The sequence below is a fragment of the Bradyrhizobium sp. CCGE-LA001 genome, assembly GCF_000296215.2.
Classification (GTDB): domain Bacteria; phylum Pseudomonadota; class Alphaproteobacteria; order Rhizobiales; family Xanthobacteraceae; genus Bradyrhizobium.
Window position 1 is genome coordinate 1,442,013 of the sequence record NZ_CP013949.1, and the last position, 14,217, is coordinate 1,456,229.

Annotated in this window: 16 protein-coding genes and 1 tRNA gene; 7 read left to right on the plus strand and 10 right to left on the minus strand. The window is 63.2% G+C overall.

The genetic code is table 11. The features are described 5' to 3' along the window. Nucleotides 1-239 precede the first annotated feature (239 nt). The 3 genes from BCCGELA001_RS06950 (at nt 240) to tenA (ending at nt 1,514) form a co-directional block, all read left to right on the plus strand. A tRNA-His gene (locus BCCGELA001_RS06950) sits at nt 240-316 on the plus strand. A 423-nt stretch (nt 317-739) separates the two neighbouring features. Beyond that, nucleotides 740-814 (plus strand): hypothetical protein, encoded by a 75-nt coding sequence (locus BCCGELA001_RS39420; protein ID WP_442855174.1) that lies wholly within the window; start codon nt 740-742, stop codon nt 812-814. 25 nt (nt 815-839) lie between these two features. Continuing rightward, nucleotides 840-1,514 (plus strand): thiaminase II, encoded by a 675-nt coding sequence (tenA, locus tag BCCGELA001_RS06955; RefSeq protein ID WP_008544750.1) that lies wholly within the window; start codon nt 840-842, stop codon nt 1,512-1,514. Between the two features lie 116 nt (nt 1,515-1,630). Here the strand turns inward: tenA and BCCGELA001_RS06960 are convergent, their stop codons facing one another. Continuing rightward, nucleotides 1,631-1,885, minus strand: a complete 255-nt coding sequence (locus BCCGELA001_RS06960; protein ID WP_236840824.1) for a hypothetical protein — start codon at nt 1,883-1,885, stop codon at nt 1,631-1,633. A 179-nt stretch (nt 1,886-2,064) separates the two neighbouring features. On the opposite strand from BCCGELA001_RS06960, the gene BCCGELA001_RS06965 reads away from it, so the two are divergent. Beyond that, the gene (locus BCCGELA001_RS06965; protein WP_144441187.1) at nt 2,065-3,315 is read left to right on the plus strand and encodes a vanadium-dependent haloperoxidase; all 1,251 of its coding nucleotides are present in this window, start codon (nt 2,065-2,067) and stop codon (nt 3,313-3,315) included. A gap of 158 nt (nt 3,316-3,473) precedes the next feature. Here BCCGELA001_RS06965 and BCCGELA001_RS06970 read toward each other — a convergent pair whose 3' ends face one another. From BCCGELA001_RS06970 to BCCGELA001_RS06985, 4 genes are all read right to left on the minus strand, one after another. After that, nucleotides 3,474-3,878 carry a nuclear transport factor 2 family protein gene (locus BCCGELA001_RS06970; protein WP_008544757.1) on the minus strand — a complete coding sequence of 135 codons (405 nt, stop codon included), beginning with the start codon at nt 3,876-3,878 and terminating at the stop codon, nt 3,474-3,476. Nucleotides 3,879-4,232: 354 nt separating this feature from the next. Then, nucleotides 4,233-5,171, minus strand: coding sequence for an AEC family transporter (locus BCCGELA001_RS06975; RefSeq protein ID WP_008544759.1), 939 nt, complete (start codon nt 5,169-5,171; stop codon nt 4,233-4,235). Nucleotides 5,172-5,397: 226 nt separating this feature from the next. Beyond that, nucleotides 5,398-6,321 carry an HpcH/HpaI aldolase/citrate lyase family protein gene (locus tag BCCGELA001_RS06980; RefSeq protein WP_060734915.1) on the minus strand — a complete coding sequence of 308 codons (924 nt, stop codon included), beginning with the start codon at nt 6,319-6,321 and terminating at the stop codon, nt 5,398-5,400. Nucleotides 6,322-6,323: 2 nt separating this feature from the next. Continuing rightward, on the minus strand, nt 6,324-7,490 hold the full coding sequence (locus BCCGELA001_RS06985) for a CaiB/BaiF CoA transferase family protein (protein ID WP_008544764.1): 1,167 nt from the start codon (nt 7,488-7,490) through the stop codon (nt 6,324-6,326). A gap of 355 nt (nt 7,491-7,845) precedes the next feature. Here BCCGELA001_RS06985 and BCCGELA001_RS06990 point away from each other — a divergent pair, with 355 nt between their 5' ends. Next, a complete protein-coding gene (locus BCCGELA001_RS06990) occupies nt 7,846-8,196 on the plus strand; it encodes a hypothetical protein (protein ID WP_060734916.1) in 351 nt (116 codons plus the stop codon). 366 nt (nt 8,197-8,562) lie between these two features. Further along, nucleotides 8,563-9,240, plus strand: coding sequence for a ParA family protein (locus BCCGELA001_RS06995; RefSeq protein WP_060734917.1), 678 nt, complete (start codon nt 8,563-8,565; stop codon nt 9,238-9,240). A gap of 75 nt (nt 9,241-9,315) precedes the next feature. On the opposite strand, the gene BCCGELA001_RS37865 is transcribed toward BCCGELA001_RS06995, so the two are convergent. From BCCGELA001_RS37865 to trxB, 5 genes are all read right to left on the minus strand, one after another. Then, on the minus strand, nt 9,316-9,462 hold the full coding sequence (locus tag BCCGELA001_RS37865) for a hypothetical protein (protein ID WP_158511610.1): 147 nt from the start codon (nt 9,460-9,462) through the stop codon (nt 9,316-9,318). A gap of 130 nt (nt 9,463-9,592) precedes the next feature. Further along, nucleotides 9,593-9,739: a hypothetical protein gene (locus BCCGELA001_RS38270; protein ID WP_193409765.1), complete on the minus strand. Its 147-nt coding sequence runs from the start codon at nt 9,737-9,739 to the stop codon at nt 9,593-9,595. A gap of 253 nt (nt 9,740-9,992) precedes the next feature. Next, nucleotides 9,993-10,901 carry a 4-hydroxy-tetrahydrodipicolinate synthase family protein gene (locus BCCGELA001_RS07000; RefSeq protein ID WP_060734918.1) on the minus strand — a complete coding sequence of 303 codons (909 nt, stop codon included), beginning with the start codon at nt 10,899-10,901 and terminating at the stop codon, nt 9,993-9,995. Between the two features lie 448 nt (nt 10,902-11,349). Further along, entirely contained in the window at nt 11,350-12,273 is a 924-nt protein-coding gene (locus BCCGELA001_RS07005) for a LysR family transcriptional regulator (RefSeq protein WP_026312114.1), read from the minus strand. A gap of 4 nt (nt 12,274-12,277) precedes the next feature. Continuing rightward, on the minus strand, nt 12,278-13,243 hold the full coding sequence (gene trxB, locus BCCGELA001_RS07010; protein ID WP_008544779.1) for a thioredoxin-disulfide reductase: 966 nt from the start codon (nt 13,241-13,243) through the stop codon (nt 12,278-12,280). A gap of 266 nt (nt 13,244-13,509) precedes the next feature. On the opposite strand from trxB, the gene BCCGELA001_RS07015 reads away from it, so the two are divergent. Next, nucleotides 13,510-13,989, plus strand: a complete 480-nt coding sequence (locus BCCGELA001_RS07015) for an Lrp/AsnC family transcriptional regulator (protein ID WP_008544781.1) — start codon at nt 13,510-13,512, stop codon at nt 13,987-13,989. Nucleotides 13,990-14,217: the final 228 nt, after the last annotated feature.

Here is a 14,217-nt window from a genome sequence, read left to right on the forward strand (position 1 = left end):
TGACGATGTGGAAGCGTAAGCGCTCCCATGCGATAGCCCCGCCGCAAGCGGAAGAGGCGAGCCCAACACCCTCATCATCGCCATCAAGCCCGATTTCATCGCACGAAACGCGATTTCCGCAGGTTTTTCGCCCCTCTGCGGCCTTGCCAAAAACCCCCGTTGCACCTAGTTTCCGCCCCGTCCAGCCCCTTGGCACCGGCCCTCAACTGAGGGCGTCCCAAGCCGCGGCTCGCCAGGATGCAGTTGTAGCTCAGTTGGTTAGAGCGCCTGTCTGTGGAACAGGAGGTCGGTGGTTCGAGCCCACCCAACTGTACCAGCTTGGATGGTGACATCGCTCCCAGAAGGTGAAAGCACCGACTCTCGAGTTGGGCGGCTTCAGCGCTCGGTTCGAGAAACAGGGGTGACTATTGCTCACCTCGTTGCCATCAGCTTTCGAGTCTCGGTTGCGAACCCTGATCTTTTTTAGGCAAGTCCGCAATCTGGTGGTGGGTAGTAGATCGCGCTTCCAGAAGATGCATAACTCGACCCGGGATGTTGATGCTGATGAGGGTCGGGGATGAGTGAGGCCACAATATCGCAAGGGCAATACAAGTTTGAGGATCCGGCCGAGGCCTACAAACTCTCGCGTCGTCGCATCACAAATAACGCGCTCCGCCGGCAGCAAAGAAGTTTGGATCTTTCAAGATTTGGCTTGGTCCACGTTCCGCCGGAGATATGAGCGTTACCAGAACTCACACACCTGGATCTATCGAACAACCGCTTAGGACGTTTGCCCTCTGAAATAGGCAACCTTCGAAGCCACGGACTTTCATGAACAAGCAAGCCAGGCGGAAAAGATCGTGAGTTTCTTCGAGCGTCTCAAGACAGCAGCATCCACTGAGTGGCGGGCCTACACCGAGCATCCCTTCACGAACGGATTGTCGGACGGCTCGCTCCCTGAAGCTGCGTTTCGTCACTATCTCGTTCAGGACTACCTGTTCCTCATCGAGTTTGCTCGCGCCTACGCGCTCGCGGTCTACAAGTCGCCCACGCTTGCCGACATGCGTGAGGCAGCGGCCGGCCTTTCGGCCATCCTCGATGTCGAGATGAACCTGCATGTGAAGCTCTGTGCCGATTGGGGTTTATCTCCTGCCGACCTTGAACAGGCTCCTCCGGCGGCCGAGATGCTGGCCTATACGCGTTACGTGCTCGATGCAGGCATGCGCGGCGATCTGCTGGCGCTCAAGGTGGCACTTGCCCCCTGCGTGATCGGATACGCGGAGATCGCGACGCGGCTCGCCTCGCGCCCGAATGCGGACGCTCCAACAAACGCTTATCGCGTCTGGATCGCCGAGTACGCCGGCGTGCCGTACCAGGAGGTCGCTGCCAAGGCGTGGGCGCACCTGGATCATCTCGCCGATCTCTACGCCACGCCGGCCCGTGAGGCCGAGCTGATCGCAATCTTCAAGGAAGCGACCCGCCTCGAGGCAGACTTCTGGGAGATGTCCTGGCGCGCGGGCCAGAGCGCTCAATAGCCCTTGCGGCAGTCTCAAAGATTTCGGTGCCAATGCAAGTTACCGTGACAGTGCACTAAACTACTGACGCCCGGCACGTGCTTGCAACACTGATCAAGGGCCTATTTTGTGCACTGTCACCGAATCGAACGAATCGAACAGCACGACGGCGATCGGCGGCAGGTCGAGCAATCTGCCAGCACGAACGCGGCCGCAGGCATCGCGGCCAGCTTCAGCGCGCACATCATCAGTAGGCTCAGCTTTTCGCCCTTCACCTCGAAGCGAAACAGATTGATGTCGCGCGCGATCAGCGCCGTCGTCGATCCCGCCCGCGCCAAGGATGCGATCGGCGCGCGAGATTGCCGAATTAGCTCGCGCATCAGGTAAGGCAATCGATCTTACTCTTCGGATCGCGGCTTCAGGTTTTTCTACGAGGGAAGCGATGACGAGTGTAAGCTGCTTCACAGCAGCCGGCTGGCTGCGATCTTAAGATCGTTCTGCACTTCCACATTCTTGCGCGGCCCGTCCGCACAAGATGTCGCTCTCTGTTGAAGCAACGAGGAGCATGAAGATGAAGATGTTTCTTGCAACGAAATCTCCATTCCTGATCGTCGCCACTCTTGCAGTTTGCATCGGCGCTGCGCGCGCCGATGTCATCATGGACTGGAACGCGAAAGCAGATGCGATTGCCGCTGAAAAGAAGGTCCTGCCTGTGCCGCAGGCCCGCACGATGTCGATGCTTCACGTTGCCATGTTCGAGGCCGTCAATGCGATCGACAGGCGATACACTCCATACAAGCTGGATCTCTTAGCAGACCGCTCCACGTCCAAGGAAGCCGCGGCGGCTGCTGCGGCTTACAACATTCTTCTGACGATCTATCCGGACCAGAAATCTGCCCTTGATACCGCACTCCATGCATCGCTTTCCGGCATCCCGGATACGGACGGAAAAGCGAATGGAATTGAGCTTGGAACGTTAGCCGCTTCCGGCGTGATAGCGTTGCGCAGGGATGATGGCAGCAACGCCCAGGAGACGTATCGCCCCGCTACGGCCGCGGGGGTCTATGTGCCGACCGTGGTGCCGCTGGGCACAACGGTTGGATCAATGACCCCTTGGGTCATGACGTCGGTCTCACAATTCCGTCCGGCGCCACCACCGGCGCTTGATTCAGAGACCTGGAGCAGAGACGTCAACGAAATCCGGGAGGTCGGCGCTCGCAACAGCACCACCCGGACAGCAGAGCAGACCAATATCGGACGATTCTGGTTTTTGGTCGGGCCTCCCAGCTTCAATCCGATCGTCCGGCAAGTCGCATTGGCCAAGCACATGGACCTCGTTGACTGCGCTCGTCTCTTCGCCCTCGCCGAGATCGCGGGGAACGACGCAATCGTCGCCGTCCTTGATGCGAAATATCACTACAATTTTTGGCGGCCAGTGACGGCCATACGCAACGCTGACATCACGCAGAACCCGAAGACGCCACGCGATTCGTCCTGGTTGCCCTTGGGCGAAACGCCGATGCATCCCGAATACCCCTGCGCCCACTGCATCGTATCGGCTTCGGTTTCAACAGTACTCCGGTCCATCGCCGGCGACGAAATCGGAGAATTATCGGTGACCAGCCCCACCGCGCCGGGGGTGACTCGCAAATGGTCCAGGATCCAGGATTATAGCGACGAGGTCGCAAATGCGCGCATCTATGCCGGTTTCCATTATCGTTTCTCGACCGAGGTCGGAAAGGACATGGGAAGAAAGATCGGCGACTTGACTGTCGCGACACAGCTTCGCGGGCTGGAAGCGCGAGCTGAACCGAAGCAGTAAGCCCCGGCCTGAAGGTAAATCGCGAACCATACAGAGGTCGAGAAGCGCTCGAAATCGAGGCATCAGCAGGACACGTCGACGTCCGAACGTGGTGGGCAGGGCCGCCAGTGCTCTGCCCATTTTTCGCCCGCTCTGAAGCACGTTGCAATCACGGGCCTTCAGGAAATCATCGCCTTGACCTGCGCCGTATCCGCAAACTCGATCAGCTCGATGATCTTGCCGTCCTGAATTCTGAACAGGTCCAGCAGCTCGGTGCTGAACGTCTTTCCGGTTGGACGATATCGGACGACAAGGCGGGAATGGATGGCGATGCGATCGCCGTCGACCAGCTCGGCCAGGATCTCGCGACCTTCGAAGCCGAAGTCTTTAATGAATTGACTGAAAGCCCCTCGCAGGGCCAGGTGCCCCTGTACGCTTCCTGTCAGTTCGAGCGCGCTCGTGTCGCCCATCAAGGTGAACGCGCCCTCAGGATGAAAGGCTGTCACCAGGCCCTCGGCGTCATCACCGTCGCGCGCGGCGTAGGCGTTCCTGACCAATGCGAGCATGTCTTCGCGCTGTGCCATGTTACCCTCCCTGCAACACGTATCAGGGCAGATTAGCGACCTTTGCGTGTAAAGGCAAAATCGTCGAGGTGGTGCTTGCGAGGGGCTCCAACCCGGCGAAGCGGGATCGTCAGCTTTCGTTCCCCGCTACTGGAAGAAAACGGCCGCCAGCACCGGCGAACCTTTCCAAGCCCTTGGGTGTTTCTAGCTGCGGCAGGACTGATAACGCTGAGGGAGCTGAGCTATGAACGGTATCATCTATATCATCGGGCTGATCGTGGTAATTGCTGCGGTGCTCTCGTTCTTCGGCCTGCGCTGATTGGCAATTCGGCGCGGCGAGGCCGTGCGGGCGTCACCCGCAAAGCCCCGGACGCCTCACCGCGTCACCACCCACACCACCACCGGCAACGTCACCGCCGCCAGCAGCGTGCCCAGCGCCACCGCGCCTGAGACAGGGTTGACCAGCCGCTGATATTGCACCGCGAAGATGTAGGCGTTCGCGCCCGTCGGCATCGCCGCGAACAGCACGACGACGCCGGCGGCGACCGGCGGCAGGTCGAACAGTCTTGCCAGCACGAAGGCGGCTGCCGGCATGGCCGCGAGCTTGAGCGCGCACATCACCAGGATGCTCAGCTTCTCGCCCTTCACCTCGAAGCGAAACAGATTGATGCCGAGCGCGATCAGCGCGGTCGGCGAGCCCGCCTGCGCCAGCAGCTCGATGGTGCGGTCGACCACGGGGGTGAGGCCCAGGCCAGTGAAGCGCCAGATCACGCCGAAGCCGATCGCCAGCATCAACGGGTTGCGCGAAAGGTCGGCGATCACGGGCCAGATGATCGAAAGCATCGATCCGTTGTGCTTGCGGCTGACGAACTCCATCTGCAGCGTGCCGCACAGCCACAGCAGCGGCGTGTTCACCGACAGGATCAGCGCCATCGGTCCGGCGGCCTCGTTGCCGAGCGCGGAGAGCACGAGCGGGATGCCGAGCATCACGATGTTGCCGTAGACCGACCCGATCGCGAACACGACGCCGTCCTCGCCGCTGGCGCGCTGCCGGCGCAGCAGCGCCGAGACCGCCATCGCCGCGAGCCAGGTGATCGCGAGCGCGCCGTAATAGGCGCCCCACATCCTGTAGGGGCTGACATCAGGGAATTCCGAGACGACGATGGTGCGGAACAGCAGCGCGGGGATCGCGATGCTGAAGGCGAATTCGCTGATGCCCTTGTGCGCGCCCTCGGAGACGAAGCGAAACAGCACCGATGCATAGCCGGCCGCGATCAGCGCGAACACCGGCGCGACGATCAGCAAGGTGGCCATGCGCGCTCGAAACTCCAGGGTTATCGCATATGACTTGTAGTGGCGGCCGGTGCGCACGCCTCGTCCTTCGAGACGGCGCTGACGCGCCTCCTCAGGATGAGGCTAATCAGCCTCGGTGCCTTTATAAGTTGCAAACCACGCACTCCGTCCTCATCCTGAGGAGCCCGCTAAAGCGGGCGTCTCGAAGGATGGCCGCAGGAATAGCTCTCTGCTGCGATTGCCCTGGCTAAGATCCCAGCTCGATGATCCGCCGCGCCATCCGCACATTGGCATAGTCGATCATCTTGCCGTCGAGCGTCACCGCGCCCTGGCCTTGCGCCTCCGCGCTCTCCATGGCCTCGACCACGCGCCGCGCCTGAGCCAGCTCGTCTTCAGACGGCGTGAAGGCGAGCAGCGTCGGCTCGATCTGATCAGGGTGGATCACCTGCTTGCCGTCAAAACCCATCGCGGCGGCCTTTTGCGCGCTGGCCTCGGTCAGCCTGGCATCGCGGAACGCGCCGCAGGGGCCGTCGATGGCGCGCAGGCCGAAGGCGCGCGCGGCCACCAGCACGCGCATCATGGGATAGGCGAACAGGTCGAGCGGTGCCGAGGCATAGCCGCTCTGCGCGGAGCCGACTTGGCGGTAGCCATCCGGCGAGATGCCGATGTCGGAGGTGCGGGCGCCGAGCGAGGCCGCGAGGTCGCCGACGCCGAGATGCAGCGCGGCGACGCTTCTGTGCGCGGCGGCGAGCGCGTCGACATTGACGAGGCCGAGCGCGGTCTCGATCAGCAGGTCGAGCGCGACGGGCGCGGCGCGGTCCGGCGCGGCGGCGTGGAAGCGATCGGCGATGGCGACGATGTCGCCGGCACGCTCCGCCTTCGGCACGATCACCGCGTCCAGCCGGGGCAGGGCCGCGAGCGTGCGGATCTCATCCGCGATGAACGGGCTGTCGACGGCATTGAGCCTGACCGCGACGCGCTTTTCGCCCCAGTCGAGCGATGACAGCGAGCGCACCGCTTCCTCCAGCGCAACGCCCTTCTCGGCGGGCGGCACGGCGTCTTCGAGATCCATGAACACCGCATCCGCGTTTGAAGCCGCCGCCTTGGCGACGAGACGGGCGCGATGCGCGGGAACAGCCAGATAGGCCCGGCTCGGCCGCAGCGGGGCCATCGTCAGTTCTCCCCGCCAAGGCCGAGCTCGCGCAGGATGGCCTCGTTGTGCTCGCCCACATCAGGCACCGGGTCCATCCGCGGCGTCACGCCGGGAATGGTGAGCGCCGGCAGGAAGCTCGTCACCGGCCCGCACGGCGATCCCACGCTCTGCACGCGCCCGCGCGCATGCAGCTGCTCGTGCTTCAGGAAGGCCTCGACCGAGTTCAGATGCGCATTCGCGATCGAAGCTTCATCCAGCAGCCGCAGCACCTCGTCCCCGGTCAATGAGGCAAAGTGCTGCTCGATATGCGCCTCCAGATCGGTCCGGTTCTGCATCCGCAGCGGATTGGTTCGGAAGTTAGGATGGTCGGCGAAGCCGGTGTCGCCGAGCACGATGTTGCACAGCGAACGCCATTCGCGATCGTTCTGGATGCCGAAGAAGATCGTGCTGCCGTCGCCGACGCGGAACGGGCCGTAAGGCGCGATGGTCGCGTGCCGCGCGCCGGTGCGCGGCAGCGGCCGGCCCGTGCTCTCAGTGTAGAAGGCGGGATAGCTCATCCAGTCCGTGATGGAATCGAACAGCGAGGCCTGGAACGCGGTGCCCTTGCCGGTCCGCTCGCGGCGATACAGCGCCATCAGCACGCCGTTGAGGATGTACATGCCGGTCGCGATATCGACCACTGATAGCCCGACCTTGGCGGGCTCCGCCTCGGTGCCGTTGACGGCGAGCACGCCGGCTTCGCACTGCACCAGCAAATCATAGGCCTTTTTGTCGCTGTAGGGGCCGCCGCTGCCATAGCCCGAGACGTCGCAGGCGATGATGCGCGGGAATTTTTGCAGCAGCGACGCGGCATCGAGGCCGAGCCGCTCCGCCGCGCCGGGCGCCAAGTTCTGGATGAACACGTCCGCCTGCGGCAGCAGCGCGTCGAGCACCTTGCGCCCCTCGGGGCTTTTGATGTCGATGGCTAGGCTCTCCTTGGAGCGATTGGTCCAGACGAACTGGCTCGACATGCCGTTCATCACATGATCGTAGTCGCGGCAGAAATCCCCAGTGCCGGGCCGCTCGATCTTGATCACCCGCGCGCCCCAATCGGCCAGATGCCGGCTGGCCAGCGGCGCCGCGATCGCCTGCTCGAGCGAGACCACGGTCACGCCCGAAAGCGGCAGCTCCGCCTCATTCCTCTGCATGTGATCGCCTCCGCTCCCGTTCGCTTCTGCCGAGCGCAGGAGACAGTCCGACCACCCACGCGTCTTTTGAGGCTGCCATCATGCCATTGTTTTGCCCGACGGGTCAAATCCGGCTTCGAAAAATCCTAAGATTTGGAGGCTGAGTGTTTGCAATGGGTTGCCTACTGTGCATGGGGTTGTTTTCGCGGTTTGGTTTGGAGGGACTCGAAATTTCGGCTGCGGCCGCGGGGCGAGCCGCTCGGCCGCCCGCCCTGTTGCCGAGACCGCACAGCTCTCACCTTTCGCATCCCCCCTCGGTTGCCAACGAACGCCCGTTCACCCATCATTCCTTTCTGTTCGACATTTGGGGGAATCGATGCCGGCGTTTCGCTTGAAGACATCCTTGGCCGCTGCAACCCTCGGGATTGCCCTCGGCGTCCTGATCCAGCCGGGCGCCGCCTTCGCCTATACGCAGGAAGAGCAGCAGGCCTGCACGCCCGATGCGATGCGGCTGTGCGGCGAGTTCGTGCCGAACGTCGATGCCATCACCGCCTGCATGATCAAGAAGAAGGCGCAGCTCTCGCCGCAATGTGCGGTGTTCTTCCGCCGCGGACCCGAGCCCGGCGCGGCCCGCGCCGGCAAGCCGACCCACATCACGCCCCATGCCAGGAAGAGCACCAAGCCGGCGGCAAAGGCGACCAAGAAGAAGAAATCCGAGGCAAGCTGAGCGCGAGCCACGTTCCCTGCTTGAAACCCGGCGTCTGCTTTCCTTCGCGCGGAGTGACGAAGTGTGACGCCGGACTCGTTTTGTTCGCGCCGGCCCGCGCACGTCCGTGACTATTGCGAGCGCGCGGGATGGAAAAGAGCCGCAAAGCGGCTTGCCCGGCAAGGTTGCATTCCACTTTGTCCCGCCGCTGCTCAAAAAGCGCACACAAACCTGCGCAAGCCGCGCCGTCCCACGCAACAGTGTGACTCAAAAGCCAACACCCCCTGTTATTTCGTGGCGGCAAGACAGCTGCCGATAAATTTTTCTTTCACGAATCAGCGCGCTGATTCATTTTCGCGCCACGGGGTCAATCTGGAGGCCGAAGGTATGAACGTCATTGTTTTTGCATCGCGTAAAGGCGGCTCGGGCAAGAGTACCCTCGCCGCACATCTTGCCGCACAGATCAAGGCGAGCAAGCAGGTCATGCTCGTGGATGCAGATCCGCAGGGCTCGCTCACGCTGTGGCACAAGCTGCGCGGCACCAACGAACCGCCGATCAAGGCGGCCGTGAACTCAGTCAGCGGCATCGTCTCCGCAGCCAAGCGCGACGGTTATGAATGGGTGTTGATCGACACGCCGCCGAACCTGTCGGCCGTCGTCGACGACGCGATCAGGAACGCGACAATGGTGATCATTCCGGCGCGGCCCGGCGTGTTCGACGTCAACGCGGTGCAGGAGACCATCCAGATGTGCCGCGCCGCGCGCAAGCCCTACGCGGTCGTGCTCAACGGTGCGCCGGCCAAGCGCGACGAGGCCGAAAGCCCGATCGTCACCATCGCCCGCGAAGCGCTCGCGAAATTCCGCGCCCCGGTGTGGGGCGGCCAGATCACCAACCGTTCCGATTTGTTGATGGCGCTCAGCCACGGCGAAGGCGCGCGCGAGTACCAGGCCGAGAGCCGTGCGGCTCAGGAAATCGCGAGGCTGTGGGCGGCGATCGAGCGTTCAGTGAAGGCCATTCGCGGCACGGCGTCGGCATCCGGCGCAATGCACAAGCAGGCTGCCTAATTTCATTGTTCATTCCCCGGACGACAAGCGCGCGGACGAGCCGCGCGTTTTCGTTTTTGGGATGTGCTGAAGCGGTCAGGCCACCATCAGCATGTAGAACACGATGACCGGTGACAGGGTGAGGATCACCGACCAGATGCCGACGGCCCAGAGAATGTCTTCGGTGGTAAAGCTCTGCTGTCCGGCGTCGTAATGCGACGCCATCTCATGATGATTATTCACAAACGCCCCCGCGAGTTCTTCGCTTATGGCGTTAGTGATAGCAACGATGTTTTAAAAATCCGGCTCGCGCCTGCCCGCGCATTTGAGCGCGGCCGCTACCACGGATTAACCATCCACTCTCCCGTTTGGGTCAGGCGAGCCAGACCCGGAACAGCAGCACCGGCATCAGGCCGAGCACCACGGCCCAGAACCCGAACGACGACACCACCAGAATTCCCTGCAACAGATCAGCCGGCGCGAACTCTTTCGCGGCCGTCGGCCGGGTACGATGTCCCATGATCATTCCCCCTCCAGAAGGTCCTTTGCGAGAACGATAGGCCCCAGTGCGTAAACGAGACGTGGATGCGTCATGCGGCAGGAGCGAAGGCCGTTTGGGAGCGGTTAACTGTGTGGCGAGCTGCGTCGCTCCCTCCGCCGTCATTCCGGGGCGCGACGAAGTCGCGAGCCCGGAATCCATCGTGCGGCAGAGCTGGTGAATGAATGAATTCCGGGCTCGCGCTCCGCGCGCCCCGGAATGACGAGTGGAAAGATTACGCCGCGACCTGCATCCGTCGCTCGATCTCGCGATCGATGGTAGCCGCGAGCTCGCTGCTCACCTCCACTATCGGCAGGCGCACCTCGGGGCTGTCTATCAGGCCGCTGCGCCACAGCCAGTACTTTGCTGGGGCGGGACTGGGTTCAGTGAACAGCAGCCGCGTCAATTCGGCGACCTCCTGCCAGCGCGCCTGCGCCGCATCGCGGTTGCCGCGCTCGAGCTCGGCATGGACCGCCGCAAACGTCGCGGTCTCGACATGGGCCGAGAGCACGATGCCGCCGTCGGCGCCGTCGGTGAGCGCCTCGAAATAGTTCGCGTCCTCGCCGGTGAGCACGCGAAAATCCTTCGGCCTGTCGCGCAGCAGCGCGATCGACTGCTCGCGGCTCGCGCCGCAATCCTTGAGGCCGACGATATTCCTATGCTCGGCCAGACGCAGCAGCGTCTGGTTGGTGATGTTCACCGAGGTCCGATAGGGAATGTTGTAGAGCGCAATCGGCCAGGCCGCGTGATCGGCCAGTGCCTCGAAATGCGCGAGCAATCCGCGCTGCGAGGGGCGCAAATAATAGGGGCTCGCGATCAGGTAGCCGTCGATCGGCCAGTCCGCGGTCTCGTCGAGGCGATCCTGCAGCCGCGAGGTGTCGGCGCCCGAGAGCCCGAGGCAGATCGGCAACGTCCTGCGGCCGGCCGCCATCTCGTCGCGGACGATGGCGACGAGGCGCTCGAGCTCGGCCTCGCGCAGCGTCATGCCTTCACCGGAGGTTGCCCCCAGGATGAAGCCGTCGACGGCCTGTCCGCAATAATGCCGCGTCAGCCGCCGCAGCGAGATCTCGTCGAGACGGCCGTCGCGAAACGGCGTCACCAGCGGCAGCCACAGCCCGTGCAATTGGTCGCGTAGTCCGGTCATGTTTCCATCTCCTTCTCGGGAAAAACACCTGAGACGGAGGGCACATGAAAAAACCCCGTCCAGGCGGCGGGGTTTTCGGGATTTGCAGCGATGACGAAGCCGGTCTAGCGCGCGCAACATTCCGAGGTCCCCGGATGGGGACCTTTTTTCGAAACGCGTGCGCACGACTTCGTGATCATTTGCAAATGATGCGGGGTAGACATGGAACTGTCAATACACGCGCAGGGCGAAAGGCCTGAATCGGCAGAAAAAAAAGCCGGACCCGAAGGCCCGGCTTAGGTATGGCCACGTGAGGCCGACACAATCACCTTCCAAGAGGGATTACTGAACACCCGCGCCACTGGAGGAGGGGGACAAATGCGCAACGCGAAGGCTCAGCGTGCAAACAGTATGGGCTTGACGAGCGCCTTGCAGCAACAGCCGAGGCCGCATGTCAGTCATGCGGAAATCAGGACGGCCAGCGCTGTGCTTTGCTCACCACGAAGTCGCGGAACACTTGCACGCGCGCGACCGTCTTCAGCTCCTCGGGATAGACGAAGTAGGTGTCGAGCTGGATCGAATCGGACTCGCCGAACAGCTGCACCAGCTTGCTCTGTTCCTCGACGAGATAGTCGGGCAGCGCTGCGATGCCGAGCCCCTGCTGGCAGGCGCGCACGAGGCCGAGGATGTTGTTGACCTTGAAGTAAGCCTCGCGCGGACCCGAGCCGTTGCGCGCGGCTTCGACCAGCCAGTTGCGGTTCTGCAGATGCGGCGCGAAGTTGCCGTCAGAGAGCGTGATGATGCGGTGGGAGTCGAGCTCCTCCAGCGTGCGCGGCGTGCCGAAGCGCTTGATGTATTCCGGCGAGCAATAGGCATGGAATCCCATCGCGAACAATTTACGCTGGATCAGATCCGGCTGCGTCGGCTTGCGGGTGCGGATCGCCACATCCGCCTCGCGCATCGACAGATCCAGCTCCTCGTCGGTGACGATCAGCGAGATCCGGATCTCGGGATAGAGCGCCGTGAACTCGCCGAGCCGCGGGATCAGCCAATTGATGCCGACGCCGGGCGTCGTGGTGATCTTGAGGTCGCCGCTCGGCCGCTCGCGGCTGTCGGTGAGCTTGGCGCGCGCCGCCTGCAGCTGCATGAACACGTCATGCGCGGTGCGGAAGAGCAGGTCGCCCTGCTCGGTCAGGATCAGGCCGCGGGCGTGGCGATGGAACAGCGAGACCGAGAGCTCCTGCTCCAGCGCCGAGACCTGGCGCGACACCGCCGATTGCGACAGGCCGAGCTGCTCGCCGGCATGCGTGAAGCTGCCCGCTTCCGCCGCTGCGTGAAACACCTTCAGCTTGTCCCAGTCCATATCCGTAAATCCGTCGCGTGTTCGGGGCATGATTCTATTCCGCTGCCGCGCGCTCGCTGGCGCGAAGGGCCAAGAAACGTTCGGCTTCGAGTGCGGCCATGCAGCCGAGGCCGGCGGCCGTCACGGCCTGGCGATAGGTCTCGTCGGCGACGTCGCCGGCGGCGAACAGGCCGGGCACCGAGGTGGCGGTCGAGTTCGGTGCGACCTCGACATAGCCCGACCGTTTGAGCTTGACCGTGTCCTTGACGAGCTCGGTTGCCGGGGCGTGGCCAATGGCGATGAAAACGCCGTCGGTCTTCACGTCCGTCAGCGCGCCGGTCTTGACGTTCTTGAGGCGCACATGAGTGACCTTGTTCGGGTTTTCGGTGCCGCAGATCTCGTCGACGGCGGAGTCCCAGATCACCTTGATCTTTGGATGCTTGAACAGACGCTCCTGCAGGATGCGCTCGGCGCGGAAGTGATCGCGGCGATGCACGATGGTGACCTGCGAGGCATGGTTGGTGAGGTACAGCGCTTCCTCGACCGCGGTATTGCCGCCGCCGACCACCACGACTTCCTTGTTGCGGTAGAAGAAGCCATCGCAGGTGGCGCAGGCCGAGACGCCGCCGCCCTGGAATTTCGCCTCGGACGGCAGCCCGAGCCAGCGCGCCTGCGCGCCGGTGGCGAGGATGACGACGTCGGCGAGGTAGACGTCACCGGAGTCGCAGGTGAGGCGGAACGGCCGCTGCGACGTGTCCAGCCTGGTGACCAGGTCGGTGACGATCCTGGTGCCGACATGGACCGCCTGCTTCTCCATCTGCTCCATCAGCCAGGGGCCCTGGATCACGTCGGCGAAGCCCGGATAGTTCTCGACGTCGGTGGTAATGGTGAGCTGGCCGCCCGGCTGGATGCCCTGGATCAGGATTGGCTCGAGCATCGCGCGCGCGGCGTAGATCGCCGCCGTGTAGCCGGCGGGGCCGGAGCCAATGACAACGACCTTTGCATGAACAGGAGCGGACATTTCGATGGACGCCTTTCACGGGGGATTTTGCAGCGCGGACGCGGAACGTGCCGGGAGGCCTCGCGGAGGCGCTGAAATATCAGAGCTAATCTAAGCCTTCTCGTGAGCTATGCAAGAATTGCATTCCCTATCGGCGGATTTTTCCAACAAGGAACAAAAGTCGATTGCGCTGCACGCGCAATAAAATTGCGCTGGGCGTGCGGAGTCGGTATGAGGATTGCGACAAGCCACGCAATACCGCCGCAAAGGCCAGGAGTTCCAATCACGTGTCGCGGAACCTAGACGAGATCGACCTGAAGATTCTCACCGAGATTCAGGCCGACGGTCGAATCACGAATGTCGAACTGGCCAAGCGCGTCGGCATCTCGCCGCCCCCCTGCCTGCGCCGCGTCCGGGCGCTGGAGGAGGAGGGCTACATCCACGGCTATCGGGGTCTCCTCGACGCCCGCAAGCTCGGCTTCGACGTCACCGTGTTCGCCGCCGTTCACCTGTCCAGCCAGGCCGAAGCGGATTTGCGCGCCTTCGAGGCCTTCGTCCGCGCCGAGCCCCTGGTGCGGGAATGCTGGATGCTGTCGGGCGAGGTCGATTTCATCCTGAAATGCGTCGCCCCCGACATGGCGACGTTCCAGGATTTCGTCACCCACCTCACCGCCGCGCCCCACGTCCGCAACGTGCGCACCTCGCTGGTGCTGCACAATTCCAAATACGAGGCGGCCGTGCCGCTCGAGGTGAAGGGACGGAGGTAAATCTTCGCTCTCGTGCCCCGGACGCGGCGCAGCGCCTTTTGGCGGTGCGCTGCAGAGCCGGGGCCCATGCAGCAGCGATGTGCGCCGCAACGCTGGGTTCCGGCTCAGAGCCGCAACGCGAAGCGTTGCAGCTTGTCCGGGACACAAGAGTGAAGGGCGCTGCTGCTCCTGCCCCCGTCATTGCGAAGAGCTCTTGCGACGAAGCAATCCAGGCTGCCTCCGCGGACA